General features: G+C 65.4%; 21 protein-coding genes. 14 read left to right on the top strand and 7 right to left on the bottom strand.

The features are described from left to right. Window positions 1-176 precede the first annotated feature (176 nt). On the top strand, window positions 177-341 hold the full coding sequence (locus L8F97_RS04355) for a hypothetical protein (protein WP_242146805.1): 165 nt from the start codon (window positions 177-179) through the stop codon (window positions 339-341). A gap of 219 nt (window positions 342-560) precedes the next feature. Here the strand turns inward: L8F97_RS04355 and rpsU are convergent, their stop codons facing one another. Next, window positions 561-761, bottom strand: a complete 201-nt coding sequence (rpsU, locus tag L8F97_RS04350) for a 30S ribosomal protein S21 (protein ID WP_130159038.1) — start codon at window positions 759-761, stop codon at window positions 561-563. A gap of 178 nt (window positions 762-939) precedes the next feature. Here rpsU and L8F97_RS04345 point away from each other — a divergent pair, with 178 nt between their 5' ends. Further along, window positions 940-1542 (top strand): twin-arginine translocation pathway signal protein, encoded by a 603-nt coding sequence (locus tag L8F97_RS04345; RefSeq protein ID WP_242146804.1) that lies wholly within the window; start codon window positions 940-942, stop codon window positions 1540-1542. 169 nt (window positions 1543-1711) lie between these two features. Here the strand turns inward: L8F97_RS04345 and L8F97_RS04340 are convergent, their stop codons facing one another. From L8F97_RS04340 to L8F97_RS04330, 3 genes are all read right to left on the bottom strand, one after another. Then, complete coding sequence (locus L8F97_RS04340) at window positions 1712-4234, bottom strand: TonB-dependent receptor (RefSeq protein ID WP_242146802.1); 2523 nt, start codon at window positions 4232-4234, stop codon at window positions 1712-1714. A gap of 592 nt (window positions 4235-4826) precedes the next feature. Then, on the bottom strand, window positions 4827-5303 hold the full coding sequence (locus L8F97_RS04335; protein ID WP_242146800.1) for a vgr related protein: 477 nt from the start codon (window positions 5301-5303) through the stop codon (window positions 4827-4829). Then, window positions 5303-5740 carry a copper chaperone PCu(A)C gene (locus L8F97_RS04330; protein ID WP_242146798.1) on the bottom strand — a complete coding sequence of 146 codons (438 nt, stop codon included), beginning with the start codon at window positions 5738-5740 and terminating at the stop codon, window positions 5303-5305. Before L8F97_RS04330 ends, L8F97_RS04335 begins: the two co-directional genes overlap by 1 nt. A gap of 162 nt (window positions 5741-5902) precedes the next feature. On the opposite strand from L8F97_RS04330, the gene dnaK reads away from it, so the two are divergent. Both dnaK and dnaJ read left to right on the top strand, forming a co-directional pair. Then, window positions 5903-7801, top strand: a complete 1899-nt coding sequence (gene dnaK, locus L8F97_RS04325) for a molecular chaperone DnaK (protein ID WP_242146797.1) — start codon at window positions 5903-5905, stop codon at window positions 7799-7801. 63 nt (window positions 7802-7864) lie between these two features. Next, complete coding sequence (gene dnaJ, locus L8F97_RS04320; RefSeq protein WP_242146794.1) at window positions 7865-8992, top strand: molecular chaperone DnaJ; 1128 nt, start codon at window positions 7865-7867, stop codon at window positions 8990-8992. A 543-nt stretch (window positions 8993-9535) separates the two neighbouring features. On the opposite strand, the gene purB is transcribed toward dnaJ, so the two are convergent. The 3 genes from purB to radC all read right to left on the bottom strand — a co-directional run bounded on the left by purB (window position 9536) and on the right by radC (window position 13443). Beyond that, window positions 9536-10846: an adenylosuccinate lyase gene (purB, locus tag L8F97_RS04315; protein ID WP_242146793.1), complete on the bottom strand. Its 1311-nt coding sequence runs from the start codon at window positions 10844-10846 to the stop codon at window positions 9536-9538. Window positions 10847-10929: 83 nt separating this feature from the next. Beyond that, window positions 10930-12726: a tetratricopeptide repeat protein gene (locus L8F97_RS04310; RefSeq protein WP_242146791.1), complete on the bottom strand. Its 1797-nt coding sequence runs from the start codon at window positions 12724-12726 to the stop codon at window positions 10930-10932. A 33-nt stretch (window positions 12727-12759) separates the two neighbouring features. Continuing rightward, the gene (radC, locus tag L8F97_RS04305) at window positions 12760-13443 is read right to left on the bottom strand and encodes a RadC family protein (protein WP_242147169.1); all 684 of its coding nucleotides are present in this window, start codon (window positions 13441-13443) and stop codon (window positions 12760-12762) included. 70 nt (window positions 13444-13513) lie between these two features. Between radC and L8F97_RS04300 the strand changes: the two genes are divergently transcribed. From L8F97_RS04300 to L8F97_RS04255, 10 genes are all read left to right on the top strand, one after another. Beyond that, window positions 13514-16684, top strand: coding sequence for a YdbH domain-containing protein (locus tag L8F97_RS04300; protein ID WP_242146789.1), 3171 nt, complete (start codon window positions 13514-13516; stop codon window positions 16682-16684). A 47-nt stretch (window positions 16685-16731) separates the two neighbouring features. Beyond that, window positions 16732-16914: a YnbE family lipoprotein gene (locus L8F97_RS04295; protein ID WP_242146787.1), complete on the top strand. Its 183-nt coding sequence runs from the start codon at window positions 16732-16734 to the stop codon at window positions 16912-16914. After that, window positions 16914-17285, top strand: coding sequence for a YdbL family protein (locus L8F97_RS04290; RefSeq protein ID WP_242146785.1), 372 nt, complete (start codon window positions 16914-16916; stop codon window positions 17283-17285). The genes L8F97_RS04295 and L8F97_RS04290 overlap by 1 nt, the downstream gene beginning before the upstream one ends. Window positions 17286-17522: 237 nt before the next feature. Next, window positions 17523-17810 carry an AtpZ/AtpI family protein gene (locus tag L8F97_RS04285; RefSeq protein ID WP_242146784.1) on the top strand — a complete coding sequence of 96 codons (288 nt, stop codon included), beginning with the start codon at window positions 17523-17525 and terminating at the stop codon, window positions 17808-17810. After that, window positions 17807-18586 (top strand): F0F1 ATP synthase subunit A, encoded by a 780-nt coding sequence (locus tag L8F97_RS04280; protein ID WP_242146783.1) that lies wholly within the window; start codon window positions 17807-17809, stop codon window positions 18584-18586. The genes L8F97_RS04285 and L8F97_RS04280 overlap by 4 nt, the downstream gene beginning before the upstream one ends. Before the next feature lie 59 nt (window positions 18587-18645). Further along, window positions 18646-18858, top strand: a complete 213-nt coding sequence (locus tag L8F97_RS04275) for a F0F1 ATP synthase subunit C (protein ID WP_010164404.1) — start codon at window positions 18646-18648, stop codon at window positions 18856-18858. A gap of 16 nt (window positions 18859-18874) precedes the next feature. Next, window positions 18875-19369 (top strand): ATPase, encoded by a 495-nt coding sequence (locus tag L8F97_RS04270; RefSeq protein ID WP_242146782.1) that lies wholly within the window; start codon window positions 18875-18877, stop codon window positions 19367-19369. Beyond that, window positions 19362-19913, top strand: coding sequence for a hypothetical protein (locus L8F97_RS04265; RefSeq protein WP_242146781.1), 552 nt, complete (start codon window positions 19362-19364; stop codon window positions 19911-19913). The genes L8F97_RS04270 and L8F97_RS04265 overlap by 8 nt, the downstream gene beginning before the upstream one ends. A 188-nt stretch (window positions 19914-20101) precedes the next feature. Then, entirely contained in the window at window positions 20102-22018 is a 1917-nt protein-coding gene (gene uvrC, locus L8F97_RS04260) for an excinuclease ABC subunit UvrC (protein WP_242146780.1), read from the top strand. 77 nt (window positions 22019-22095) lie between these two features. Next, a complete protein-coding gene (locus L8F97_RS04255) occupies window positions 22096-24888 on the top strand; it encodes a DUF3857 domain-containing protein (protein ID WP_242146779.1) in 2793 nt (930 codons plus the stop codon). Window positions 24889-24894: the final 6 nt, after the last annotated feature.

Below are 24894 nucleotides of genomic sequence, written 5' to 3'. Positions count from 1 at the left end.
AGGACGAGCGTTCCGCGCGGCAGTCGAAGATGCCGCGACCGACGGGGTCGCACCGTCACTGAAGAACGGCCAGATCGGCGGCAGTAATTCTGGTAGGCGACTTGCCTAAGGGGACGATGAACCCGCGCGGCGGTTCATGGGTTGAACACGGACAACCACCGCGAAAGGCACCCACAATGAATCAGGAACCGCTCAACCCCGGCGATGACGCTGCCCCCGGCACCCCTGGCACCGGAGAGGATATCTGTCCGGTCTGCGGCGGCACCGGCACCATCGGCGACGCCGCTTGCACGAATTGCGGCGGCAGCGGCAAGGTCATTCACGGTATCGGCGGCGCCTGAACTGCCCACGCCGAATCAGCTCGCGTGCCGGTCGGGCAAGGCCGTGTGGTCCAGCCCCTTGCACGCAGAGCGTCTACAGTAACAGAAGACTGCACCCTCCCGGATCAGAGTACAAATGTCGTCCACGCGAGCGCGTGTTACTGACATGTTGATCTCACGAACCGGCTTCGGTTCGGCATGCGGCGGGCGATTTCTGCCCGCCGCAGGGAAAATCGCGGGTCAGCGATCCCGTTCGGCGCGCTTGCGGTCTGCCTTGCGCGCCCGGCTGATCGCCGCTGCGCGTTCACGTGCGCGACGTTCGGACGGCTTCTCGTAGTGACGGCGCAGCTTCATCTCGCGGTACACGCCCTCGCGCTGCAGCTTTTTCTTTAGCGCGCGCAATGCCTGGTCGACATTGTTGTCACGGACGATGATCTGCATGAGGTAGCTTTCAGAGTGGGTAAAACTTTGCAGCCCCTTAGAGCAGGTGGCCCGCCGTGCCAAGTCGTTAGCGTATCCGATGCGTCGCAAGGCGGGAGATCCCCCCGGAAGGGTAGGGCAGACGCCTTATTGCCACCGCCATCCGAGTCCCGAATGTGGGCGACGGGAGATCGCCTGTATGATGAAGTTCATTCCTTGGTGGGTGCTGGCGTTCGCAGCTTTTGCTTCTCCGCTTGCCGCTCAACAGCAGCCGGCGGCACCAGCGATCAGGGTAAAACCCGAGCAGATACGGCCCTTCGTTCCGGAGGCTTTCGATCCTCCGAAGCTGGTCGAAACAGCGCGGTTCAAAATCGTGCCGCTTGGTCCTGCCGTGGTGGACCGGGACTATAGGGCGTATATGTCCTCGATCGAGCATCTCCAAAAGACGTTCTCGCGCAGCACCACGTGGCCGCATGAGGGGATATCCCATGCCGATGCGGTGAAGGATATGGAGAACGAGCAGGCTCGGTTCACCAGGCGCCAATCCTTCGATTATGCCGTGCTGACGACGGACGGCAGCCGCGAGATCGGCAGCGTCTATATCTCGCCAAGTCACGTTGCGGGATATGATGCGGTTGTGCGAATGTGGGTGACCAAGGAGGCGTATGACGCCGGGTTGGATGCGGAACTCTACGCCTGGCTGACCAACTGGATGCAGACAGCCTGGCCGTTCAAGAAAGTCGCTTACCCCGGACGGGCGATCGATTGGCAGACCTGGGATAATCTCAGGGCAACGAATTAGGTTTGCCGTTCAACAGCGCGGCCGTTGGCAATCGTCGGAACGCCTAAGCCAAAAAACGTCAGCGTCCGAACATCGTATTTCGCTCCTGGATCTGGCCCGACATGCGGTAAATCGGATCCTCCGATGTCCGTAAGCGGCGGTGGCGGCACGTGCGATCACCCGAAGCGGGTCACAGCGCCTTGCGCAGCGTAAGCGAGACCCTCCGGCCGACCGGATCAAGCAGGTCGGCCTGATATCGATAAGGCGTTGTGTTATCGGCGGCGCGAACGCTCGGGTGGGCATCGAACAGATTATCGACCGATAGCTTGACGATGAAATGGCGCGTCCAGGTCTGGTGCGAAAAGACGTGGTGGAGGCTAAGCGATCCGCTGACGTTCAACCGACACAATGCGCCAAACGACAGGTCCGCTGCGGGTACGGCGCCGCGCACACGGCCACCACCAAGGCAGTCAAAGTCGAACGTGCCGCCATTGCCGAGATAATTCAGACCGCCGTAGCCATAGCCCGCGATTCGCGGCGTGGTCGCTCCGGTCAGCGTATCGCCCGCCAGCAGATTGAGCGGCGTGGTGCCTGGACGAAGCGTCAGCCGGTCGGCGAAGCGAATGGAAGGGCCAAGGCCGCCATAGAAACTCGGCCGCTCGGCCGGCTTCCCATTCGACTGGGCAGGGGGCTTGGCGTGGCCGATCTGGCCGTTGGCGTTGAGCGTGATGTTGAGCGTCTGCTGTTCCTCGCGGGCGACGTTGACGGGGCGAAACGCTACGGAGGTAAGCGCGCCCGATGCATCGCGCACGAACAGATCGGGCAACCCGGCGAGGGTTGCGGGTGTAAGCGCGTAGATCGTCTGCACGCCGTTGCGGACCGTCGTTGCTTCGTAGGTGGCGCCGAGGCGCAGCTCGGACTTCGCGAACGGCTTCAGCGTCACGCCCAGCGAACGAACCCGGCGGTGCTCGGCGACAAGATCGGGATTGCCACCCGTCAGCAGCGTCACGATGTCCGACCGGCCGGTCGCGAAGTTGAAGACGTTGGCCTGAAGCGCCACCGCCTGCGGCGTCGCCACTTGGTCGAGGGTCGGCGCGGCGGCGGACGTCTTGTACTGGAGGAGGAACTGGATGGGCTTAAACGGTGCCCAGGTGATCCCGGCGGTGGCGTCCGACAGGTCGCCGAAACCCTCGACGTGGCGGCGTGCCGTCGAGGCGTTGATGGACATTTTGCCCAGCCAGGACAGCACACCCGCCTTGCGCGAGGCGACGGGTACGTCCAACGTGGCCGCGCCCTCGATCCGGGTACGGGCGAACGCGACGTCGTAGGTGGTCGCGCCCGTCGTCCTGCCCGACGAGCCGGTGCGCTCAACCTCCAGCGTCGCCGTGACGGTGACAGGCCCGGCGGGCAGCCGCACGGGACGGTTGTTTGTGACGAACTTGGCAGCAGCGCCGTGCGTCGTCTGGACGGTGTGATTGGCACGCACGTTGCCCACAAGCGCGCTGGGCAGCGGCTGGAACGGGTTGGCACCGGCAGCGATGGCGGCGTTTGCGAGCGCGGTGTCGGTATAGGCGTCGCTCAGGCCGACCCGGCGCTGGCCATCGAGCGTGCCGGTCAGGTCCCACTGCCACCCCCGCCACGCGCCGCGCAGCAGCCCACCGGCGTGGAGCGTGGTGGTGTCAAGACGCGCGCCGAGTAGCGGCCCTTCAGTGAAGTAGCGCTGTAGCAGCACGTCATTACTGAATGGCGAGAAGGGGTTGTCTGCCGGAACGAGCAGCGTGGCACTGGAGGGGCCGTAGACGCTTCGCTCATGCGCGTGGTCGGCCGTCAAGGTCAGCGATCCGGCGATGCCGTGGCCGATCCGGTTGGCCATGACGAGTTCGCCATGCAGCGTGTCGTTCGCCGGCGCCAGATCGTGAAAGGGCGACAGGTCGTAGAGCCGCGGCATGTTCGCCCCGGCCGCAAAACCGGAAAGCGTCGGAGCGGCGCCGGCCGGAACGGGCGCGATCGTGGTGACCTGACCGGCCAGTGCGGACAGCGTCGGATCGATCTCGCCGCCGGCGCGCACGCCTGTCACATTGCCGATTGCGTCGAACGGCACGTCCGGATCGGGCAACACGTGCCGCGACGATTGTGAGAGCGCATCGGTATGATGCGCGTCGAGCGACAGGGTGAACCGCTTGTCATCGCGGAGCCGCGTCAGGTCGAGATGCGGGTTCACGGTATCTGCGCCGCCGCGCGTGGCGGTACCGACGACGTATTTCAGCGATAGCTGGCGAAACCGACGCTTGGTGATGAAGTTTACGACGCGGCGGGTCGGCGGGTAGCCGTATCGCAGCGCCACAGGTTCGGGCAGGACTTCCACCTTCTCGATCGCCTCGGGCGGGAGATTGCCGATCTCTTCATACCCCGACACGCGCTGCGCGTTGAGCAGGAAGATGGGCGGTTCGCCATCGGCCGCCTCTGTGATACCGCGAATTGTCCGCAGCAGCTCGTCGATCGAGGTTGCGCCCGTTGCCTCGATCGCGCGTGCGTTGAAGGTTGCGAGCGGCTCGATGTCGGTGACCACCTCGCCGCGCTGTCCGATCACGACGATGTCGGACGTCAACTGGTCGGGCGCATCTTCTCTCGCGCCGGCATCTGTATGGGTGTGCGCAGCCTCCTGAGATATCGCCGGATTCGGCGGTGCCAGCAGCGCCAATGTCAGTGCCACGGCGGCGCGGGATACACCGGACGCAGAAGCCGATCGGCGCGTCACGCTGGCACCGAGCCGACGCAAGCTTTGCCCGTGAGGCGAGGCCGCAGTGCAGCCTTGGGCTTGCAGACGTTTGGGGTGTGTTCGCCTGATCGAAGTGCATCGATCGGCGGCGGTTCGGAGGCAAGCCGCCTCGAGCTAGTCGTCACGATGGCGGCCCCCTCCCGCTAGATCCGCGTCCCCATCGTAAGAGTGAAGCATTGTGCTAAGACTTGAAAGACGAATCGTAGTTTAAGTATTGTCGTAGATGTCGAAGCGATCGGGCGGACGCATTCGTTCGCCAATGCGGCGGCCGATGGGCGATGGTGACGTCGCCACCGTAAAGGCTGCCTCGAAAGACTGGGACGTTGCAATAACGGCGGTGATTGCCACCTTACATGAAGCCATGTCGCTAGTCGGTTGCTGGTCGACTGTCTGGGCGAAGGGTTAACGCTGTAGCTCGGCTTAGGTGTCGTGCCCCAACACCGGATATTCGACACAGCCAACCCGTGGAGCAATCCGCCGCGAAAGCTTCCGCTGCGAGCCGGCGCTTGCCGGTTTTGTCGGGCACTCAGGCTGCGGCTGGCCTGCGCGGTCCGAAGGGCAAGATCGCCTCGTACACGTTGCGTTCCGGTGCGCCGATCACATGACCGCCGCCGCGCAGCACAAAGGCGTGCCGGACGATCTCCGCCTGCTGCTCGATTCCGTAGCCGGTCAACGCCACGCCGGGCCGGATCGCGTAGTCGTAGCGCGAGAAGGGGTGGCGCCGCAGTGGCAGGAACACGCCCGACTGGTGCTGCCAGACATGCACCATCTCGTGGATGAACAACCCCTGCGCGCTGAGCGGCGCGACCGAGAAGTCGTCGCAGTACGCGGTGCCTTTGGGATGAAAGTGGATCGCACCGCGCGGTGCCATCACGGTATTACGCGGCTGGAAAAATGCCCATTTGCCCAGCACGATCCGCACCGCCGCATAATCGATGGCGTCTCCGAAGATGCTGCGGGCGAGTGCGATCTCGCCGAGGGTCAGCGGGCGGGCGGCGGGCATCAGAACTTCGGCGCGGGATCGCCCGGCGCAATCACCAGCGCTTCGTAATCGTAGCGATTGCCGTCTGCGAAGGTGAACTGAAGCGTCATTGTCTTGCCAGGTTTGATGACCGGATTGAGACCGAACAGCATTACATGCATGCCGCCGGGCTTGAACGCGACTTTGCCTCCGGCGGGCAGCGCGACCTGATCGAGCGGCTTCATCGCGGCCATGCCGCCGCTGGTCATCGACTGGTGCAGCTCGGTCCGGAGGGAGAATTCTGAATGAACCGCGACCAGAGTCGTATCCGTAGAACCGCCGTGCAGCGTGAAATACGCCACCGCCGGTCGTCCGGGCGCAGCGGCGAGGCGCACATAACCATGATCGATGTAGAATTGCCGAGCGCTGCAACCGCTAATGCCGAGCAGCAGGACGAGGAGAAGACCTAGGATGCGCACAGGAACTCCCACTTCGGGAAACGATGATTTGTTCCTAGGCGTGTCGAAATCTTGCGACAAGCAAAAGCCCCCCTATATCCGGCGAGTAGAGCGCGGTGTCGCCCATTCGGGGGCGCCGCCACATGTTGCAAACCTGAACAAGACGGGGGCCGTAGAGGACCAATGGCAAAAGTAATCGGTATCGATCTGGGCACGACCAATAGCTGCGTTTCGGTGATGGAGGGCGGCAAGCCCAAGGTCATCGAAAATGTCGAGGGTGCCCGCACCACGCCGTCGATCGTCGCGTTCGCCAAGGACGGCGAGCGACTGGTCGGCCAGCCGGCCAAGCGCCAGGCGGTGACGAACCCGGAAAACACGATCTTCGCGGTGAAGCGCCTGATCGGCCGCCGCTTCGACGATCCGATCACCAAGAAGGACACCGAGCTGGTGCCGTACACGATCGTGCGCGGCAACAACGGCGACGCATGGGTCGGCGCCGGCGGCAAGGATTACTCGCCTTCGCAGATCAGCGCCTTCACGCTTCAGAAGATGAAGGAAACCGCCGAGGCATATCTCGGCGAGACGGTGACGCAGGCGGTCATCACCGTGCCGGCGTACTTCAACGACGCACAGCGCCAGGCGACCAAGGACGCCGGCCAGATCGCCGGTCTCGAAGTGCTGCGCATCATCAACGAGCCGACCGCGGCGGCGCTGGCCTACGGCCTCGACAAGGACACCAACAAGACTATCGCGGTCTATGACCTTGGCGGTGGCACGTTCGACATCTCGATCCTCGAGATCGGCGACGGCGTGTTCGAGGTGAAGGCCACCAACGGCGACACCTTCCTCGGCGGTGAGGATTTCGACAACAAGCTGCTCGATTTCCTCGCGGCGGACTTCAAGAAGGCCGAGGGGATTGATCTCACCAAGGACAAGCTGGCGCTCCAGCGTCTCAAGGAAGCGGCCGAGAAGGCGAAGATCGAGCTGTCGTCGGCGGCGACGACCGAGGTCAACCTGCCGTTCATTACGGCGGACGCCACGGGGCCGAAGCATCTCGTCAAGGCGATCACCCGCGCCGACCTCGAGCGCCTGGTCGAGGACCTCATCCAGCGCACGCTCGAGCCGTGCAAGAAGGCGATGAAGGACGCTGGCATCTCGGCAAACGAGATTTCGGAAGTCGTCCTCGTCGGCGGCATGACGCGCATGCCCAAGGTCCGTCAGGTCGTGAAGGACTTCTTCGGCAAGGAGCCGCATTCGGGCGTCAACCCGGATGAAGTCGTCGCGATGGGCGCCGCTATTCAGGCGGGCGTGTTGCAGGGCGACGTCAAGGACGTGCTGCTGCTCGACGTGACGCCGCTGTCGCTCGGCATCGAGACGCTGGGTGGCGTGTTCACCCGCATGATCGACCGCAACACGACGATCCCGACCAAGAAGTCGCAGACCTACTCGACCGCGGACGACAACCAGAACGCCGTGACGATCCGCGTCTTCCAGGGCGAGCGTGAAATGGCGGCGGACAACAAGATCCTCGGCCAGTTCGACCTCGTCGGCATTCCGCCCGCACCGCGCGGCGTGCCGCAGATCGAAGTGACGTTCGACATCGACGCCAACGGGCTCGTCAACGTGTCCGCCAAGGACAAGGGCACGGGCAAGGAACAGCAGATCCGCATCCAGGCCTCGGGTGGCCTGTCGGATCGTGACATCGAGCAGATGGTGCGCGATGCCGAGCAGTTCGCCGATGACGACAAGAAGCGTCGGGAATCGGCCGAGGCGAAGAACAACGCCGAGAGCCTGGTCCACACGACGGAGCGTCAGCTTGCCGACAATGGCGACATGGTCGACGCGTCGCTCAAGAGCGAGATCGAGGAGGCGATCACCGCCACCAAGACTGCGATCGAGAGCAACGATGCCGAGGCGATGAAGGAGAAGGCGGCGACGCTCGCTCAGGTCGCGATGAAGCTTGGCCAGGCGATCTACGACAAGCAGGCCCAGTCGGAGGCGTCTCCTTCGGCCGGTGCCGAGGCGCCGCACGAGGATGTGGTCGACGCGGAATTCTCCGAAGTCGACGATACCAAGGCGTAACCTGTTGCGCTTGCCCGGCTGTCCCCGCATCGTGTGGGGACAGCCGGGGGGCGGGGGCCATATATGACGACCGAAGTTGATTTTTACGAACTGCTCGAATGCGAGCGCACCGCCGACGATGCCACCATCAAGGCGTCGTATCGCAAGCTGGCGATGAAATATCACCCGGATCGCAATGCCGGATGCAAGGATTCGGAAGGTCGCTTCAAGGCGATCAGCGAAGCCTATGACTGCCTCAAGGATCCGCAGAAGCGCGCGGCCTATGATCGCTTCGGCCATGCCGCGTTCAAGAACGGCGGCCCCGGCGGCGGGCGTAGCGGCGCGCAGGATTTCGGCGGCTTCAGCGATATTTTTGAGAACATTTTCGGCGAATTCATGGGCGGCGAGCGTGGCGGCGGTGGCCGCAGCGGGCCGCGTCGGGGCGCGGACCTGCGCTACGACATGGAGATCACGCTGGAGGAGGCGTTCACCGGCCGCTCCAGCGAGGTCACCGTCGACGTGTCGGCGGTGTGCGACACCTGCGAGGGCAGCGGTGCCAAACGTGGCACCAGCGCCAAGACCTGCACGACCTGTGCCGGCCACGGCAAGGTGCGCGCGCAGCAGGGATTCTTTGTGGTCGAGCGGACCTGTCCGTCATGCCACGGCGCGGGGCGGGTGATTTCCGATCCGTGCCCGGCCTGCCACGGCGAAGGCCGGGTCGAGCAGACCAAGACGCTGACGGTCAACGTGCCACCCGGCGTCGACGAGGGCACGCGCATCCGCCTTACCGGCGAAGGCGAGGCAGGCTTGCGCGGCGCTCCCGCGGGTGATCTTTACATCTTCCTGCACGTCGCCCGCCATGCGGTGTTCGAGCGTGAGGGCACGACGTTGCTCGCGCGTGCGCCGGTCAGCTTCGCGACGGCGGCGCTGGGGGGTGAATTCTCGATCACCGGCCCGGACGGCGAGACGCATGTGTTGAAGATCCCGGCCGGCACGCAGCATGGCCGTGAACTGCGCCAGCGCGGCGCGGGTATGCCGGTGTTGCAAGGGCGCGGGCGCGGTGATCTCGTCGTGCGCGTCGAGGTGGAGACCCCTACCAAGCTCTCCGCCCGGCAGCGTGAGTTGCTGGAGGAGCTGCGCACGCTCGACGCCGGTGCGGATGCTTCGCACGTTGGCGGCTTCTTTCAGAAGGTGAAGGGCGCCTGGGGGTGATGCTGGGCGCGGCGGCCGGGTCATGGTCGCCGCGTGGCGTCGTCTTTGCGTCGAAAGTCGCGACCGGATCACCGCACCGGCGTGCGTGGTCCTCACCTTGACCGGCGAAGGATCGCGGGTGTCGCAGGCTGTTTGCCGGTGCCGCAGTCGCGGATGTTTGCGATAATCTCACAAAGTGCGCCGCCCGATGCGCGGCGCGCCAGCTAGAAAAACCGGATCCCATCCGGCCGTTCCGCCCCCTCGCAAAAAGGGGCGGGGTCGGCCGATGGATCAGAGGATGAGAACCTCGACCACCAGCGCGATACCCGCAACAGCAAAGATGCCGCCGGCGAGGTTCTGGAAGATGCGCATGGTAGGGTCTCCGGCCGGTCAATTCCGGCCTGAGCGTCATTTGGATATTATTGCGTCTTCACGCAATTTTATTACTCGCATTCGCAGATGCAGCATTTGCACGTTGAACCGTGCATCCTGCGCGACCAGACGTTTATCGCAGCGAAACCAAGTTGCGGCGGGAGGCGATATTGGCCGCCCGCCGCACCCGTGTCAGCCGAACACCCGCGTGAAGATCGTGTCGACATGCTTGAGGTGATAGCCGAGGTCGAACTTGTCCTCGATCACCTCCGGCGACAGCGCTGCCGTCACTTCGGCATCGCCCTTGAGCAGTTCGAGCAAAGACAGTTCGCCGTCGCTCTCCCATACCTTCATCGCGTTACGCTGGACGAGGCGATACGAATCCTCGCGGCTCACACCGGCTTGCGTCAGCGCGAGCAGCACGCGCTGCGAGTGGACGAGGCCGCCCATCTTATCGAGGTTCTTCTGCATCCGCGCCGGATAGACCAGCAGCTTCTCGATCACGCCGGTCAGCCGCGCCAGCGCGAAATCCAGCGTGATCGTCGCGTCGGGCGCGATGTAGCGCTCGACCGAGGAGTGGCTGATGTCGCGCTCATGCCATAGCGCGACGTTCTCCAGCGCAGGTGTGACATAGCCGCGCACCATGCGGGCAAGTCCGGTCAGGTTCTCGGTCAGCACCGGATTGCGCTTGTGCGGCATCGCCGACGAGCCCTTCTGGCCGGGCGAGAAATACTCTTCCGCCTCCAGCACCTCGGTGCGCTGGAGGTGGCGCACCTCGACCGCGAGCCGCTCGATCGACGAGGCGATCACGCCGAGCGTCGCGAAATACATCGCGTGGCGGTCACGGGGGATGACCTGCGTCGACACCGGCTCGACCGTCAGGCCGAGCTTGGCGGCGACATGCGCCTCCACCACCGGGTCGATATTGGCGAAGGTGCCGACCGCGCCCGAAATCGCGCAGGTGGCGATATCCTCACGCGCGGCGACGAGCCGTTTGCGGCAGCGCGCGAACTCGGCGTAAGCCTCCGCCATCTTGAGACCGAAGGTGACCGGCTCGGCATGGATGCCGTGGCTGCGGCCGATCGTCGGCGTCATCTTGTGCTCGTAGGCGCGCGTCTTGAGCGCGGCCAGCAGCTTATCGAGATCGGCGAGCAGGATGTCGCTGGCCTGCGCGAGCTGTACCGACAGGCAGGTGTCGAGCACGTCGGAGGAGGTCATGCCCTGATGCATGAAGCGCGCCTCGTCACCGACCTGTTCGGCCACCCATGTGAGGAAGGCGATCACGTCATGCTTGGTGACCGCCTCGATCGCGTCGATCGCAGCGACGTCGATCGCGGGTTCGGTCTTCCACCAGTCCCACAGCGCCTGCGCCGCCGATTTCGGCACCACGCCAAGCTCGGCGAGCGCGTCGGTGGCGTGGGCCTCGATCTCGAACCAGATGCGGAAGCGCGCCTCCGGCGTCCAGATCGCGGTCATGTCGGGGCGAGAATAGCGGGGGACCATCGGGGTTCCTTTGTACGGGCAGGCGTTTCGCCCGCGCGGTAGCAGGGACCGGGCGAAGCTTCAAACGTGTCCGGCTGGGCGGTTTATCCGATGCCGTGCTGCTTCGCCTCGCGCGCGATATTCGGGGCGATCGCTAGCGCGGCGGCCTTGTCGGCTTCGCCCGCATCCTTCTGGCCCAAGGCGATCTTGGCAAGCCCTCGGCAATATAGCGACCACGCCAGTTTCGGCGCGACCGCCAGCGCCGCGTCATAATCGGCGATGGCGGCGGCGTATTTGCCCTGTCGCAGATAGACGAGGCCGCGACTGTCGAGGAACGCCGGCTGCGCGCCCGCGCGTTTCAGCGCGCGGTTACAATCGTCGAGCGCGGCGTCGAGTTCGATGCCAGCCTGCGCGCGCATCCAGCAGCGGGCGTTAAGTAGGCTGCCAAGCTGCCGGTCGTCTGCATGGCTGGCGATCACCGGCCCGAGCATGGCGATGCCGCGCGCAGGCTGGCCCAGCCGCGCGAACAGCTCGGCCAGCGTGACCATCTCCAGCGACGTGGGTGGGGTGACGCGGACGGCAGCCTCGGCATCGGCAAGCGCGCCGGTATGATCCTGTTCGCGCATGCGCAGCATCGCGCGGATGCGCAGAAGGCTGCCGTCGGTCGGCGCAAGGTCGACGGCCTTTTCGATATCGGTCCGCGCGAGGCCACGCTGGCCGGAGGCGGCATAGGCCAGCGCCCGGTCGCGGTAATAGTCCGCGTTGGTGGGGGCGAGCGCGATCGCCTGGTTGAAGTCGGCCAGCGCATCGGCAAGTTGCCGCTGCGCGACACGGGCGTTGCCACGCCGTGCGAAGGCATCGGCAGTGGTCGGCGCTGCTTCGCTAACCGGAGCGACGCGTTGGATATCGGCGGGGAGGGGCGCGCCGCTTGCCACCGCCAGCGGGGTTGTCGCGGAACTGCGGAACGCCTTGCCGCCGTTGTAGGTGAAGTAGATGCGATGCTGGCTACGCGCGACATAGATATGGTGGGCGAGCATATAGTCCGCGCCGATCAGCATGTCCGGACCGGTGTCGCCGGCGAGCGTGGGGCTGTCGATCACGTCGAGCCGGGTCTTCAGGATGGTCTCGTCCCCGATCGCGACGCTTTCCACCGGCACCGTCCAGCCCGGCCGCGAACGCTTGCCGAGCCCGCCGATGCCGCGGATCGGCGTGACGGCGGGTCCGTTCAGGTCTATCCCCGCCTTCTGCGCGGCGCGGCGCGAGAGCAGCGTGGTCGGCGAACCGCTGTCGTAGACGGCGGTGACCTGTGCGCCGTTGATCCGCACCAACACCTGAAAACGGTGGTCGCCGGCATTCTCACCGACGTCGAGCGGGGCGGTGAAGTACGGCTTGCCCGGCGCCCAATATGCGATGGCGGCGTTGTTGCAGTCGTGCGGGCGGATCAGCTTGACCGAACCACCGGCCAGGTTGAACTCGGTGTCCTCGATCCCGAGCAGGTTGCGGCCGATCAGCCCGTTACCGACATCGCTGCCGCCGACGAGGAACTGCACGGTGTCGAGCGTCTTGTCGGCGATGCCGAATTTCTTGACGGTGACGAGATCGGGCGTGGAGGAGCCGCCGATCCCGACCAGCGACAGGCCGAACGGCGCCGCGCCAATCTTCAGGCCGAGTTCCATCGCCTTGGCGCGCGGCATCAGGCTGAAGAACGCACCGCTGTCGAGCCACAGCTGCGTTTCCTTGCCGTCGATGGTGACCGGCACGCTGGCGCGCATGCCCTCCATCGTCACCGGCAGATCGGCCATGATGCCGAGCTTGCAGGTGCCGGCGTATGCCGGGGCGGCCAATAGCGCGGTGCTGACGAGGAGGGCGGCGGCGAACAGGCAAATCGAAGAGCGCGTCATGCAGGCCAGTCCCTCTCGAGTTTTATCGTTCTATCAGATCAGCCCCATCGCGCGCAGGCTCGAATGGCCCTCGCTGCCGATGATGATATGGTCGTGCAACGCGATGCCAAGCCGCTTGCCGGCTTCGCCCACCTTGCGCGTGATGTCGATATCGGCACGGCTGGGCGAGGGGTCGCCGCTTGGATGGTTGTGAACGAGGATGATCGCCGCCGAACCAAGGTCGATCGCGCGGCGGATCACCTCGCGCACGTACATCGGCGCCTCGTCGACCGAACCTTCGTTCATCACCTCGTCGCGGATCAGCATGTTGCGCGCGTTGAGGTGGAGCACGCGCACCCGCTCGATCGTGTGGTGCGCCATGTCGGCGCGCAGATAGTCGAGCAACGCTTGCCAGTTGGCGAGTACGGGCCGCGCCGCCACTTCCGCCTTGACCAGCCGGATCGCGGCGGCATGCGCGATTTTGATCGCGGCGACCGACGTTTCGCCCATGCCGGAGACGCGCGACAGCGCCTCCGGGTCGGCCGTCAGCAAACCGCCGATGCCGCCGAACTCGGCAAGCAGCGCCTTGGCGAGCGGCTTGGTATCGCGACGCGGAATCGCGAGCGCCAGCAGATATTCGATCAGCTCATGGTCGAGCAGCCCCTCGCCACCCTGCTCGTTGAGGCGTTTGCGAAGCCTTGCGCGGTGGCCGCTGTGGTCGGATTCGGGAACGCTCATTGGTGGCAAAGCGATTACGGTGTCGTTGCCACGCGTGCAATCGGCGGCGATGTTGCCTAAACGATTTGACATGAATGGACGCAGCGTGACGGCGGGAGAGACCGAGCAGCCTGCCGAGCCGCCGCGTCGGCGCATCGGCTTCGTACGGCTGCGGCGCGTCCTGCTGGTGGCGGCGGGGCTGCTGCTGGTCGCGCTGCTCGTGTTGTGGAGCCAGCGCAAGCAGATCGCGCGTGGCTATGCCGACCGCTACCTCGCCGCGCACGGCGTCACCGGACGCTATGCGATCGCCGATCTCGGCTTCAATCGGCAGCGGCTTACCGACGTGGTGCTGGGCGATCCCGATCATCCCGATCTGGTGGCGGACTGGATCGAGATCGAAACGTCGGTAGGCACCGGCGGGGTCGAAGTGACGGGGGTACGCGCCGGGCATGTCCGGTTGCGCGCGCGTCTGGTGGACGGCAGGCTGTCGGTAGGGACACTCGACCGGCTGATCCCGAAGTCGAGCGGCACGGGAAGGTTCGCGCTGCCGGCGATCCGGCTCGATCTGGCGGACGCGCGCGTGCGGTTGGAGACGCCTTACGGTCTCGTCGGCGTGAAGCTGTCCGGGAGCGGACGGCTCGACGACGGCTTCGACGGACAAATCGCGGCGGTAAGCGATCATCTCGCCCAAGCCGGTTGCACGCTGGCGGACGGTGCGGTGGCGCTGACGGTGACGACACGAAACGGCCGCCCGACGCTGCAAGGGCCGGTGCGCGCGGTCCGCATCACGTGTAACGGCGTCGCCGCGACCCGCCCCGCCGCAACTATCAAGGCGACGTTGGGCGCGGGGCTAGATCGCTGGAGCGGATCGGTGCGGCTGGCAGCGGATGCGGTGCGCGGCGCGGGCATGCAGGTCGCGGATATTGGCGGGGTGGTGGACTTCACCGGCTCGCAGCGCGCGACCAGCGGCACGGCGGACGTGCGCAGCGGCACCGCGGCATTGCCCGGTGCGACCGCGCAAGCGCTGGGTTTCGCAGGAACGTTCACGGTCGCGGGCGGTACGAGCCGGCTTAACGGCACGGCGCGCGGCACTGGCGTCGCGGCGGGAGAGGCGTTGCGGCGCCAGTTCGCCGCGTATCGCAAGCCGGATGCAAGCACGCCGGTCGGTCCGATCCTCGCCGGGTTGGCGACGGCGGGGGAGGCGGCGTTGCGGTCCGTGGATGCCGAGGCGGATGTCGCGGCCGAAATGCGCGGCGCGCGCGGGCGGGCGGCGCTCTCACGGGTCGCTGCACGAAGCCAGTCCGGCGCGCGGCTCACGGTGTCTGGCGGCCAAGGCATTGCCTATGGCTGGCCGGACGGCGGCACCTTGATCGACGCCAGTGGCACGCTGAACGGCGGCGGGTTTCCCAATACGCGCGTTCATCTCGCTCAGGCGAAACCCGGCGGCGCGATTACCGGTACGGCCACGCTCGATCGCTACACCACCGGCGGCGCGACGCTGGCGCTATCGCCGGTGCGGTTCACTGCGACGCCTGGTGGCAACACGCATGTCGAGACGCAGGTGGCGCTGTCCGGCCCGCTATCGGGCGGCCGTGTCGAGCAGCTGACCGCGCCGCTGTCGCTCTACTGGAACGGGCGTGACCGCGTCATCGTCAACCCGTCGTGCACGCCGCTCGGCCTGCAACGGCTGTCCGTATCGAGCCTCACGCTCGCGCCGACCCGGCTGACCCTATGCCCGACCGGCGCGGGGCTGGTGACGCTCGCCGGCGGACGGATCGGCGGCGGCGCGCGGCTGGCTGCCACCACGCTTACCGGCAGTCTTGGCGGATCGCCGCTGACGCTGTCGGCGAGCGGCGGGAGCGTGCGGCTCGGGCAGACCGGCTTCGGCCTCACCAACGTGACCGCCAGGATCGGCCCTGCGGATCGCCAGACCCAGCTCGACTTCGCGCACCTGGATGGCGCTGTCGTGGGCGACGGCCTGGGAGGCGGCTTTACCGGTGGCGGTGGGCAAATCGCCAACGTGCCGCTTGCGCTCTCTGCCGCCGATGGACGCTGGCGCTTCGTCGGCGGTAAACTCATGGTCGACGGCGCGCTGACGGTCGCTGACACCGCCGCGAGCCCACGCTTCAAGCCGCTTGCCGCCCGCAACGTCGCGCTTACGCTGACGGGCAGCACGATCGCCTCCACCGGCACCTTGGTCGAACCGACCAAGCAGGTGAAGGTGGCGGAGGTCAGCATCGTTCACGATCTCGGCGATGCGACCGGTCATGCTGATCTTGCCGTGGCGGGCATCACCTTCGGCAAAGCGTTCCAGCCGGATGCGCTGACGCCGCTCACCTTCGGCGTGATCGCAGACGCCGCGGGCATCTTGACGGGCGAGGGGCATATCCGCTGGACCAAGGCGGGCGTCACCAGCAACGGTACGTTCGCCACCAAGGGCATGAACCTCGCCGCCGCGTTCGGCCCGGTGACCGGCATCGCGGGCGAGATCCATTTCACCGATCTGCTCGCGCTCGAAAGCGCGGCAGGGCAGATCGTAACGGTCAAGACGATCAACCCCGGCGTGCCCGTGAACGACGGCACGATCCGCTTGCAACTGCGCGCCGGTACGCAGGTGATGGTGGAAGGCGCGCGCTGGCCATTCGCGGGCGGTGCGCTGGTGCTGGAGCCGACCTTGCTCGACTTCTCACAGCCGGTCGAGCGGCACATGACGTTTCGTGTCACCGGCGTGGACGCCGCGCTGTTCCTCCAGCAGTTCGATTTCAAGAACCTCGATGCGACCGGCACCTTCGATGGCGTGCTACCAATGATCTTCGACGCGACCGGCGGACGGATCGAGAACGGGCGGCTGACGGTGCAGGAGAAGGGCGGTACGATCGCCTATGTCGGCGAGATCAGCCAGAAGGACCTTGGCACCTGGGGCAATTTCGCGTTCCAGGCGCTGAAGTCGCTGCGCTACCGCAGCCTCGGCATCGTCATGAACGGGCCGCTTGCGGGCGAGATGCTGACCGAGGTGAAGTTCGCCGGGGTCGGACAGGGCAAGGGCGCCAAGCGAAACTTCCTGTTCGATCGGCTCCAGAAACTGCCGCTGGTCTTCAACGTGACGATCCGCGCGCCTTTCCGCCAACTCATCGATTCGGCGCAGTCGTTCTACGATCCCAAGCGCCTGATCGCGCGCAATCTGCCCGCCTTGATCGACCAGCAGAAGGAGGCCGCGCAACCTCCATCCGTTCAGCCTCCCGCAAGCGAGACCGTGCCATGACCGAAACAGGATTGACGAAGCTGATGCGGAGACCGACGAGTCACCCGATGACGAGAGCCTTGATGATCGCCGGCATGCTGGCGCCGATGTTGACCGCCGCTTGCGTCAACGTCACCGCGCCGGACAAGCCGATCGTCATCAACCTCAACATCAACGTGACGCAGGAGGTCGTCTATCGCCTCGATGGCGAGGCGAAGTCGTTGATCCAGTCGAACCCGGGGATTTTCTGATGAACACCGTTCGTAGCATTGTCCTGATCGCCGCCTCGCTCGCGGTGGCGACCCCTGCGCTGGCGCAGCGCGACCCCGCTTATCAGGCGGCGCGCTCGGCCGGGCAGATCGGGGAGCAGCCCGACGGCTATCTCGGCGTCGTCGGCGGCGGATCGGCGGAACTGCGCGCGTTGGTCAACAGCATCAACATCCAGCGCAAGGCCAAATACACGGAAAGCGCGGCGGCCGGCGCCACGGTCGAGCAGATGGCGTTCACCTCCGGCTGCCGCTTGATCGCGGCGACCTCACCAGGCGAAAAGTACAAGACGCCCGGCGGTAGTTGGGCGACTCGCACCGCCGCCGCACCGGAGCGCGACTCGCGCTGCGTATAACGGGTGCGTTGACGCCGCTGGTACCAGCCGGGCCGTCAGCGTTGCCATGTGCGCGTTGCCGCCGGCCCGGTCGACACGGAGCGCGATAGCGTCGGCAAATCGCCGAATTGCACTGTTCTCCGTTGCGGTTGACTTGCCCGCACCCCTTTTCTAAACGCACCGGCAACGGGGGCGACGCTCCATGTTTTCGTCGTCGCGCGCCGCGCGGCGGCGTTTTCTTATCGGGGTGCTTGGGTGTTGGCCGAACTTCGTCACGACGACGATCTTGATCACCGTATCGCGCAAGCGAAGGCGGCTGACGAGGCGCGTGCGGCGAAACCGGTGACGCCGCAGCCCAAAGGCTACGCCCAGGGCTCGCGCGTGCTCATGGAGTTGATCGGTGCGCCGCTCGGCGGTGGCATTCTCGGCTACGCGATCGATCACTGGCTCGATACGTCGCCTTGGGCGCTGCTGATCCTCATCACGCTCAGCATCATCGTCGCTTTCCGCAACATCTACCGCATTTCGAAGGAGCGCGCCGAATGAGCGCCGGCAGAATCGACCCGATGGAGCAGTTCCACGTCGCGCCTTTGACGCGGCCGATCCATCTTGGCGCCTTCGACATCTCGTTCACCAACTCGGCGCTGTTCATGGTCGTCGTCGGCGCGCTGCTGGCGGTACTGGTGAGCGGCGGGCTGAAGCGTCAGCTCATTCCTGGCCGCTGGCAGGTGATGGTCGAGATGATGGTCGGCTTCATCGACAATATGGTCGACACCAGCATCGGCAAGGGCGGCAAGAAGTTTGCGCCTTACATCTTCTCGCTGTTCTTTTTCATTTTGCTGTCGAACTTGGTCGGCGTGCTGCCGCTCGCGATCGTGCCCGGTCTGCACACCTTTGCGGTTACCAGCCATATTACGGTGACGGCGATCCTCGCCTTCTTCTCGTTCGCGATCGTGCTGGTGGTCGGTTTTGCCAAACATGGCCTCAAGTTCTTCTCGCTGTTCGTACCGCACGGTGCGCCCGCGTGGCTGATGCCGATCATCATCCCGGTCGAGTTCGTCTCGTTCATGGTGCGCCCGTTCAGCCTCGGCCTGCGACTGTTCGTCGCGATGACGGCAGGCCACATCCTGCTCGAGGTGTTCGGCAGCTTCGTGGTGCAGGGCCTCAACGCAGGCGGTGCGCTCGGCCCGGTGGTGGCGATCCTCAGCTTTATCATGATCGTCGGCGTCAGCGCGCTTGAACTGCTGGTCTGCGCGATCCAGGCCTATGTGTTCGCGCTGCTGACCTCGCTTTACCTTCACGACGCGGTGCATCTGCACTAAGTCTGATCCATTGACCTTACGTATTTCTCAGGGAGTTTATCATGACTGATCTTGGCGCAATGTACATCGGTGCCGGCCTCGCAGCGATCGGCGTCGGCCTCGCAGCGCTCGGCGTGGGCAACGTGTTCGGCTCGTTCCTCGAAGGCGCGCTGCGCAACCCAGGCGCGGCAGATGGCCAGCAGGGTCGCCTGTTCATCGGCTTCGCGGCTTCGGAGCTGCTCGGTCTGATCGCATTCGTCGTCGCGATCCTCATCCTCTTCGTCGTCAAGTAAGCGAAGAGAGACCGACATGCCGCAGCTATCCCAGATCACCGAGATCTACGCCTCGCAGCTTTTCTGGCTCGCGATCGTATTCGCGCTGATCTACTTCGGGATCGGCAAGGCGATGGTCCCCAAGATCGAGCGGACGATCGACGATCGTAACGCCCGCGTCTCGGGCGACCTCGCCGCGGCGGCGGCCGCGCGGGACACCGCGCGCGCCGACGAGGAACGCTATCAGGCGGGCCTCGACACCGCCCGGTCGCAAGCCGCCAAGGCGGTGGCCGAGGCCAAGACGACTGCCACCGCGCATGCCGAAACCACGCTGAAGGCGGGTGACGCAGCCGCGGCGGAGCGGCTGGCGCAGGCGACCCAGGCGGTCGCCGCGTCGAAGCAGACTGCGGTTGCGGAGATCGAAACCACGACGGTGGACGCGGTGGAGTCGATCCTCGCCAAATTGTCGGGCGTGTCGGTCGATCGTGCTCGCATCGAACATCAGGTGAAGACGGAATTGGCGCATGGCTGAAGGGCATCCCATCATGGCGACGCGAACCGGCACCGTGGAACTTCATCATGAATTGAACTTCTTCGGCGTAACGCCACCGATGTTCGTCGCCTTGTCGATGCTGGTGGTCGTGGCGATCATCATCGCCGCCAAGGTGCCGAAGGCGATCGCGAACATGCTCGACGCGCGCATCGCCACCATCAAGGTGCAGCTCGACGAAGCCGCCAAGCTCCGTGCCGAAGCGGAAGCCGCACTGGCGCAGGCAAATGCGCGCAACGCGGCGAGCGAGGGCGATGCCGCCGCAATCGTCGCGCACGCGCACGCCGAGGCCAAGGCGCTGCTCGCCAAGGCGGAGACGGATGCCGCAGAATTGGTGCAGCGCCGTCAGCAAATGGCTGAAGACAAGATCGCCGCCGCTGAACGTGGTGCGATTGCGGAAGTCCGTGCGATTGCCGCCGATGCGGCCACGCGTGCCGCAGCGACGATCCTCGCCGAGCGGCACGGCGCCGACGCCGACAAGGCATTGGTCAACCGCACCATCGCCGGGCTTGGCCGGCTGAACTGATCGTGCAGGCGCGGGTAGTCCCGCGCCTTCATGGTTCGAGCATATTGTACCCCGCGGTTAGCCAGCACCAACTTGCGGTTTGCCGGTCCGGTAAAACGCATTAGCCATCTCGTAGCCTCGCGTTTCGGCATGGTTTGAGCGTCAGGACGCTGGTGTCGGACAGGCATCACGCCTAGATCAGCGGCATCATGTCCGTGCCAAATGCTCCCGATCGTTTCAACGAAGACAAATCCACATACGCCGTGCGCGGCACCGATGTGCCGGACCTAGAAACCGGCGTAGCCGCGATCCGCAACGTATTGAGAACGCTTCCCATTCGCCCTGGCGTGTACCGCATGCAAGATGCGCGTGGCGACGTGCTGTACGTCGGCAAGGCCAAGGCCCTCAAGAACCGCGTCACCAACTACACGCAGATCGAACGCCTGTCGAAGCGGTTGCAGCGCATGGTCGCGCAAACACGCTCCATGACGATCGTCACAACCAACAACGAGGCCGAGGCGCTGCTGCTCGAGGCGCAGCTCATCAAACGGTATCGCCCTCCGTACAACGTGCTGCTGCGCGACGATAAATCGTTCCCTTTCATCCTGTTACGTGCGGATCATGAGTATCCGCGTGTCCAGAAACATCGCGGCGCACGAAAGATCAAGGGCGATTACTACGGTCCGTTCGCCAGCGCGGGTTCGGTCAATACCACCCTGAATGCGTTGCAGAAACTGTTCCTGCTGCGGTCGTGCACCGACACCTTCTTTAAGACCCGCGATCGACCGTGCCTGCTCTATCAGATCAAGCGTTGCTCGGCGCCATGCGTCGGGCGGATCGAGCAGGATGCGTATCTGGAACTGGTCGCGGATGCCAAGGCGTTCCTCGGCGGGAAATCGACCGAGGTTCAGGCGAAGCTGGGTGCGCAGATGCAGGTCGCGGCCGAGGCAATGGATTTCGAGCTGGCGACGATCCTGCGTGACCGGTTGCGTGCGCTGACCTTCATCCAGGGCAGCCAGGCGATCAACGCGGAAGGGGTAGGCGATGCCGACATCTTCGCGATGGCGTGCAAGCAGGGCGTGATCGGCATCCAGGCGTTCTTCATCCGGGGTGGGCAGAACTGGGGCCACCGCAGCTTCTTCCCCGCACACACCGCCGACGTGCCCGAGGATGAGGTGCTGACCAGCTTTCTGACGCAGTTTTACGAGGAGGTGCCGCCCGCCAAGACGGTGTTCGTCGATCGCGAGTTGCCCGAGGCCGAGTTGCTGGCCGAAGTGATGGCTGCGCAGGCCGGTCGCAAGGTCGACCTTTCCGTGCCGCAGCGGGGCACGCGGCGGCGGTTGCTCGATCAGGCGAAACGCAACGCCGAGGAAGCGCTCGATCGGCGTCTCGCCGAGAGTACGACGCAGGCCAAGCTGCTGCGCGAAGTGGCCGATCTGTTCGGGCTGGGGGAGCCGCCCGACCGGATCGAGGTATACGACAATAGCCATATCCAGGGCACCGCTGCGCTAGGCGCGATGGTGGTCGCGGGGCCGGAGGGTTTCCGCAAGGGCCAGTATCGAAAGTTCAACATCAAGCAGGCCGCAACCAACGACGACTTCGCGATGATGCGGGAGGTCTTCCAACGCCGTTTCGCGCGCGCCCAGAACGAGGACCCCGATCGCGACGGTGGCGACTGGCCCGATCTTGTCCTGATTGACGGCGGCAAGGGCCAGCTCAACGCCGCGCGCGAGGTGCTGGAGGATCTGGGGATCGAGGACGTGTGCCTGGTCGGGATCGCCAAGGGGCCGCACCATGGTCGCGACGGGCGCGAGGTGTTCCACATGCTCGATGGGCGCGAGTTCCAGTTGCCGGTCAATGCGCCGGTGCTGTTCTACCTCCAGCGGTTGCGTGACGAGGTCCATCGCTTCGTGATCGGCGCGCATCGGGCGAAGCGCAGCAAGGCGATCGTGACCAGCCCGCTCGATGAGGTGCCGGGCATCGGGCCGGCGCGTAAGAAGGCGCTGCTGATGCATTTCGGCACCGCGCGGGCGGTGCGTGGTGCGAGTCTGGAGGATCTCCAGAAGGCACCCGGCGTGTCGAAGGCGATGGCGCAATCGCTGTACGATTTCTTCCACACGAAATAATGGTTTCTGCACGGGATCTTGCTTGCCGGTAAACCGCGCCACGCTACGATACACGCGGGGTAACTGGGGGTAATATCATGATGCGTCGGTTGATCTTCGTCCTGCTGGCGTCCGCCGGCGGAGCGGCGCAGGCGAGCGACAAGCCGCTCTACGCACCGGTGCCGGACTGGGTGAAGCCGGCGCCGGCGATCGACGCGACCACCATCAAGGACAGTGATCCGGTGGTGCTGTCGATGGACACGCAACAGCGGCTCAAAGATGGTCAGGTGTGGGGCTATGTCGAAACCGCGACGCGCGCCGCCTCGCCGCAGGTGCTTGACGCGATCGGCACGATCAAGCTGCCGTGGCAACCCGACAAGGGCGATCTGATCATCCACAAGGTCGAGATCATCCGCGGCAAAGAGCATATCGACCTGATCGCCGGACGCGACCCGTTCTCGGTGCTGCGGCGGGAAGAGGGGCTTGAGCAGCGGATGCTGAGCGGCATGCTGACGGCGACGATGCCGGTCGAGGGGTTGCGCGTCGGCGACGTGCTGCACGTCGCCATTTCGATCACGCAGAAGGATGGCGCGCTCGGCGGGCATGTGCAGGCAATGAACGGAGTGCTTGCCGATCCCTTCCGCATCCAGTTCGCGCGGGTGCGGATGTTGTGGCCGCAGGGCGACAAGATGACGTGGAAGACCACCGCCGTCGGTGCCGCCCCGCAGGTGAGCGACGCCGGCGGGTGGCATCAGGTCGAGATCGCGATGCCGCTCGCCAAGCAGCCCGACATGCCCGCCGATGCGCCGCTGCGGTACCGCGCGCCGCGCCTGATCGAAGCGACCAACTTCGCCGACTGGCAGGACGTGTCTAAAACGATGGCGCCATTGTACCGCACCGACGGGATGATCACCGCGGGCAGTCCGCTCGCGGCCGAGGTCGCGAGGATCAAGGCGGCTGAAACTGACCCGATCAAGCGCGCAGAACTCGCGCTGGAGCTGGTGCAGGGCAAGGTGCGCTATCTGTTTCGCGGCATGGAAGGCGGCAACTATGTTCCGCAGACGCCGGCGCAGACCTGGTCGGCACGCTACGGTGACTGCAAGGCCAAGACGCTGCTGCTGATCGCGCTGCTGCGTGCGCTCGACATCACGGCCGAGCCGGTCCTCGCCAACAGCCAGTTGGGGGATATGGTGTCGGATCATCTGCCGCTGCCGGGCGCGTTCGATCACGTCATCGTCCACGCGACGATCGCAGGCGAATCGCTGTGGCTGGACGGCACGAGCAGCGGCGCACGGCTGACCGACATCCATGACACGCCGCCGTTCGGCTGGGTGCTGCCGGTGCGCGGGGAAGGTGCCGCGTTGCTCAACATCGCCTATCGCCCGCCCGCGCGGCCGGATGTTCGCGTCGATCTTGCCCTCGACGAACGGGCCGGGGTCGGCATGCCGGCATCGTTCAAGATGAGCGCGGTGTATCGCGGTCCGATCGCGCAGATGATCCGCGCGGCAAGCCAGCAGGCCAGCAAGGACGATCTCGATACGTTCGCGACGCAGCAACTCAGCGGATTTTACGGCAGCGGCAAGGTCGTGACCCGCACGCTGAACTATGACGAAGCGACCGGTGAATTTACCTTGGCGGCGACCGGCATCGCCTATCCCGACTGGAACCGGGAGGAGGAACGATATCGCGCAACGCTCGACAAGAGCGTCACCGGGATCACCTTCGAGCCCGACCGTGCGCGCGCGGCGTGGCGGACCATCCCGGTGCTGGCGGGGAGTGACGGCAACCTCCTGCTCCGTACCACCATCACGCTTCCCGAAGCGGGTGCGGGCTTCACGCTCGACGGCGATCAGGCGATATCCAACACGCTGGCGGGGGTACGCATCGATCGAACGACGCGACTGGCGGGCGATACGCTGACGGTGGAAGACCGGGTTCGCGGCACCCGCTCCGAAATCGCCGTATCGGACATCGCCGCCGCGCGGGCGCGACTGACCCAGGCCAAGTCGCGTGTGTTGAGGGTCGCGGCGCCCAAGGACTATCCGGCATCGTGGCAGGTCATCGACGCGGATAAGCGCGCACGTCGGTTCGACGCTTTACTCGCTTTGTACGCGGCCGATGTCGCGGCGCGGCCGGACAAGGCGGAGGCGCTCACCGATCTCGCCTGGTTCCACGAGAAGATCTATGCCCGCAAGGAGGCGATCGACGATCTGACCAAGGCGATCGCGCTCGATCCGTCCGCCGACAGCTTTATCTCTCGTGCGCGGATCGAGGCGGCGCTTGGTGACCGGGCGAAGGCCGTTGCCGACCTTGGCGAGGCGCTGAAACTGGATCCGGGATCAGGCGCGGCCGATCAGATGGCGTGGCTCAACGCAGACCGCGGCGAACTGGATGCCGCGCTGGCGATGCTCGACGAGCGGATCGGAGCGGGCGGCAAGCAGAAGAACGACTTCCTCGCCGCGAAGGCCGAGGTGCTGGCGCGTGGCGGAAAGAAAGACGAGGCGATCACCACGATCGACAGCGCGGTGACCGCGAGCCCCGGCAACCCTAACCTGCTCAACACGCGATGCTGGGTAAAGGGCATCCTCAACACGGCACTCGACACCGCATTAAAGGATTGCACGCGCGCGATCGAATTGGGCGATTCCGCCACAGCTGCGCTCGACAGTCGGGCATTGATCTACTTCCGGCTCAATCAACTCGATAACGCACTTACCGACCTGAACGCGGCGCTAGACCTCGACCCCGATCTTGCCGCCAGCCTGTTCATGCGCGGCGTCGTCCACAAGCGCATGGGTGACGTGAAAGGCAGTGCCTCGGATCTGACCGCCGCACACCTGCTGTCCCCGACGATCGAGCAGGACTACGCGAAGCTCGGCGTGGTGCCATAGGCAGCG

Origin of the sequence: Sphingomonas sp. BAUL-RG-20F-R05-02, assembly GCF_022662305.1 — a bacterium.
Classification (GTDB): domain Bacteria; phylum Pseudomonadota; class Alphaproteobacteria; order Sphingomonadales; family Sphingomonadaceae; genus Sphingomonas.
Note: the sequence above shows the minus strand (reverse complement) of the source record. Positions and strands in the feature narration are given on the sequence as shown.

Bases quoted from the DNA above. Each gene is read 5' to 3' on its own strand.
- L8F97_RS04355 (WP_242146805.1), top strand. From the start codon at position 177: ATGAATCAGGAACCGCTCAACCCCGGCGATGACGCTGCCCCCGGCACC.
- rpsU (WP_130159038.1), bottom strand. From the start codon at position 761: ATGCAGATCATCGTCCGTGACAACAATGTCGACCAGGCATTGCGCGCG.
- L8F97_RS04345 (WP_242146804.1), top strand. From the start codon at position 940: ATGATGAAGTTCATTCCTTGGTGGGTGCTGGCGTTCGCAGCTTTTGCT.
- L8F97_RS04335 (WP_242146800.1), bottom strand. From the start codon at position 5,303: ATGCCCGCCGCCCGCCCGCTGACCCTCGGCGAGATCGCACTCGCCCGC.
- dnaK (WP_242146797.1), top strand. From the start codon at position 5,903: ATGGCAAAAGTAATCGGTATCGATCTGGGCACGACCAATAGCTGCGTT.
- dnaJ (WP_242146794.1), top strand. From the start codon at position 7,865: ATGACGACCGAAGTTGATTTTTACGAACTGCTCGAATGCGAGCGCACC.
- purB (WP_242146793.1), bottom strand. From the start codon at position 10,846: ATGGTCCCCCGCTATTCTCGCCCCGACATGACCGCGATCTGGACGCCG.
- L8F97_RS04310 (WP_242146791.1), bottom strand. From the start codon at position 12,726: ATGACGCGCTCTTCGATTTGCCTGTTCGCCGCCGCCCTCCTCGTCAGC.
- radC (WP_242147169.1), bottom strand. From the start codon at position 13,443: ATGAGCGTTCCCGAATCCGACCACAGCGGCCACCGCGCAAGGCTTCGC.
- L8F97_RS04300 (WP_242146789.1), top strand. From the start codon at position 13,514: ATGAATGGACGCAGCGTGACGGCGGGAGAGACCGAGCAGCCTGCCGAG.
- L8F97_RS04295 (WP_242146787.1), top strand. From the start codon at position 16,732: ATGACGAGAGCCTTGATGATCGCCGGCATGCTGGCGCCGATGTTGACC.
- L8F97_RS04290 (WP_242146785.1), top strand. From the start codon at position 16,914: ATGAACACCGTTCGTAGCATTGTCCTGATCGCCGCCTCGCTCGCGGTG.
- L8F97_RS04280 (WP_242146783.1), top strand. From the start codon at position 17,807: ATGAGCGCCGGCAGAATCGACCCGATGGAGCAGTTCCACGTCGCGCCT.
- L8F97_RS04275 (WP_010164404.1), top strand. From the start codon at position 18,646: ATGTACATCGGTGCCGGCCTCGCAGCGATCGGCGTCGGCCTCGCAGCG.
- L8F97_RS04270 (WP_242146782.1), top strand. From the start codon at position 18,875: ATGCCGCAGCTATCCCAGATCACCGAGATCTACGCCTCGCAGCTTTTC.
- L8F97_RS04265 (WP_242146781.1), top strand. From the start codon at position 19,362: ATGGCTGAAGGGCATCCCATCATGGCGACGCGAACCGGCACCGTGGAA.
- uvrC (WP_242146780.1), top strand. From the start codon at position 20,102: ATGTCCGTGCCAAATGCTCCCGATCGTTTCAACGAAGACAAATCCACA.
- L8F97_RS04255 (WP_242146779.1), top strand. From the start codon at position 22,096: ATGATGCGTCGGTTGATCTTCGTCCTGCTGGCGTCCGCCGGCGGAGCG.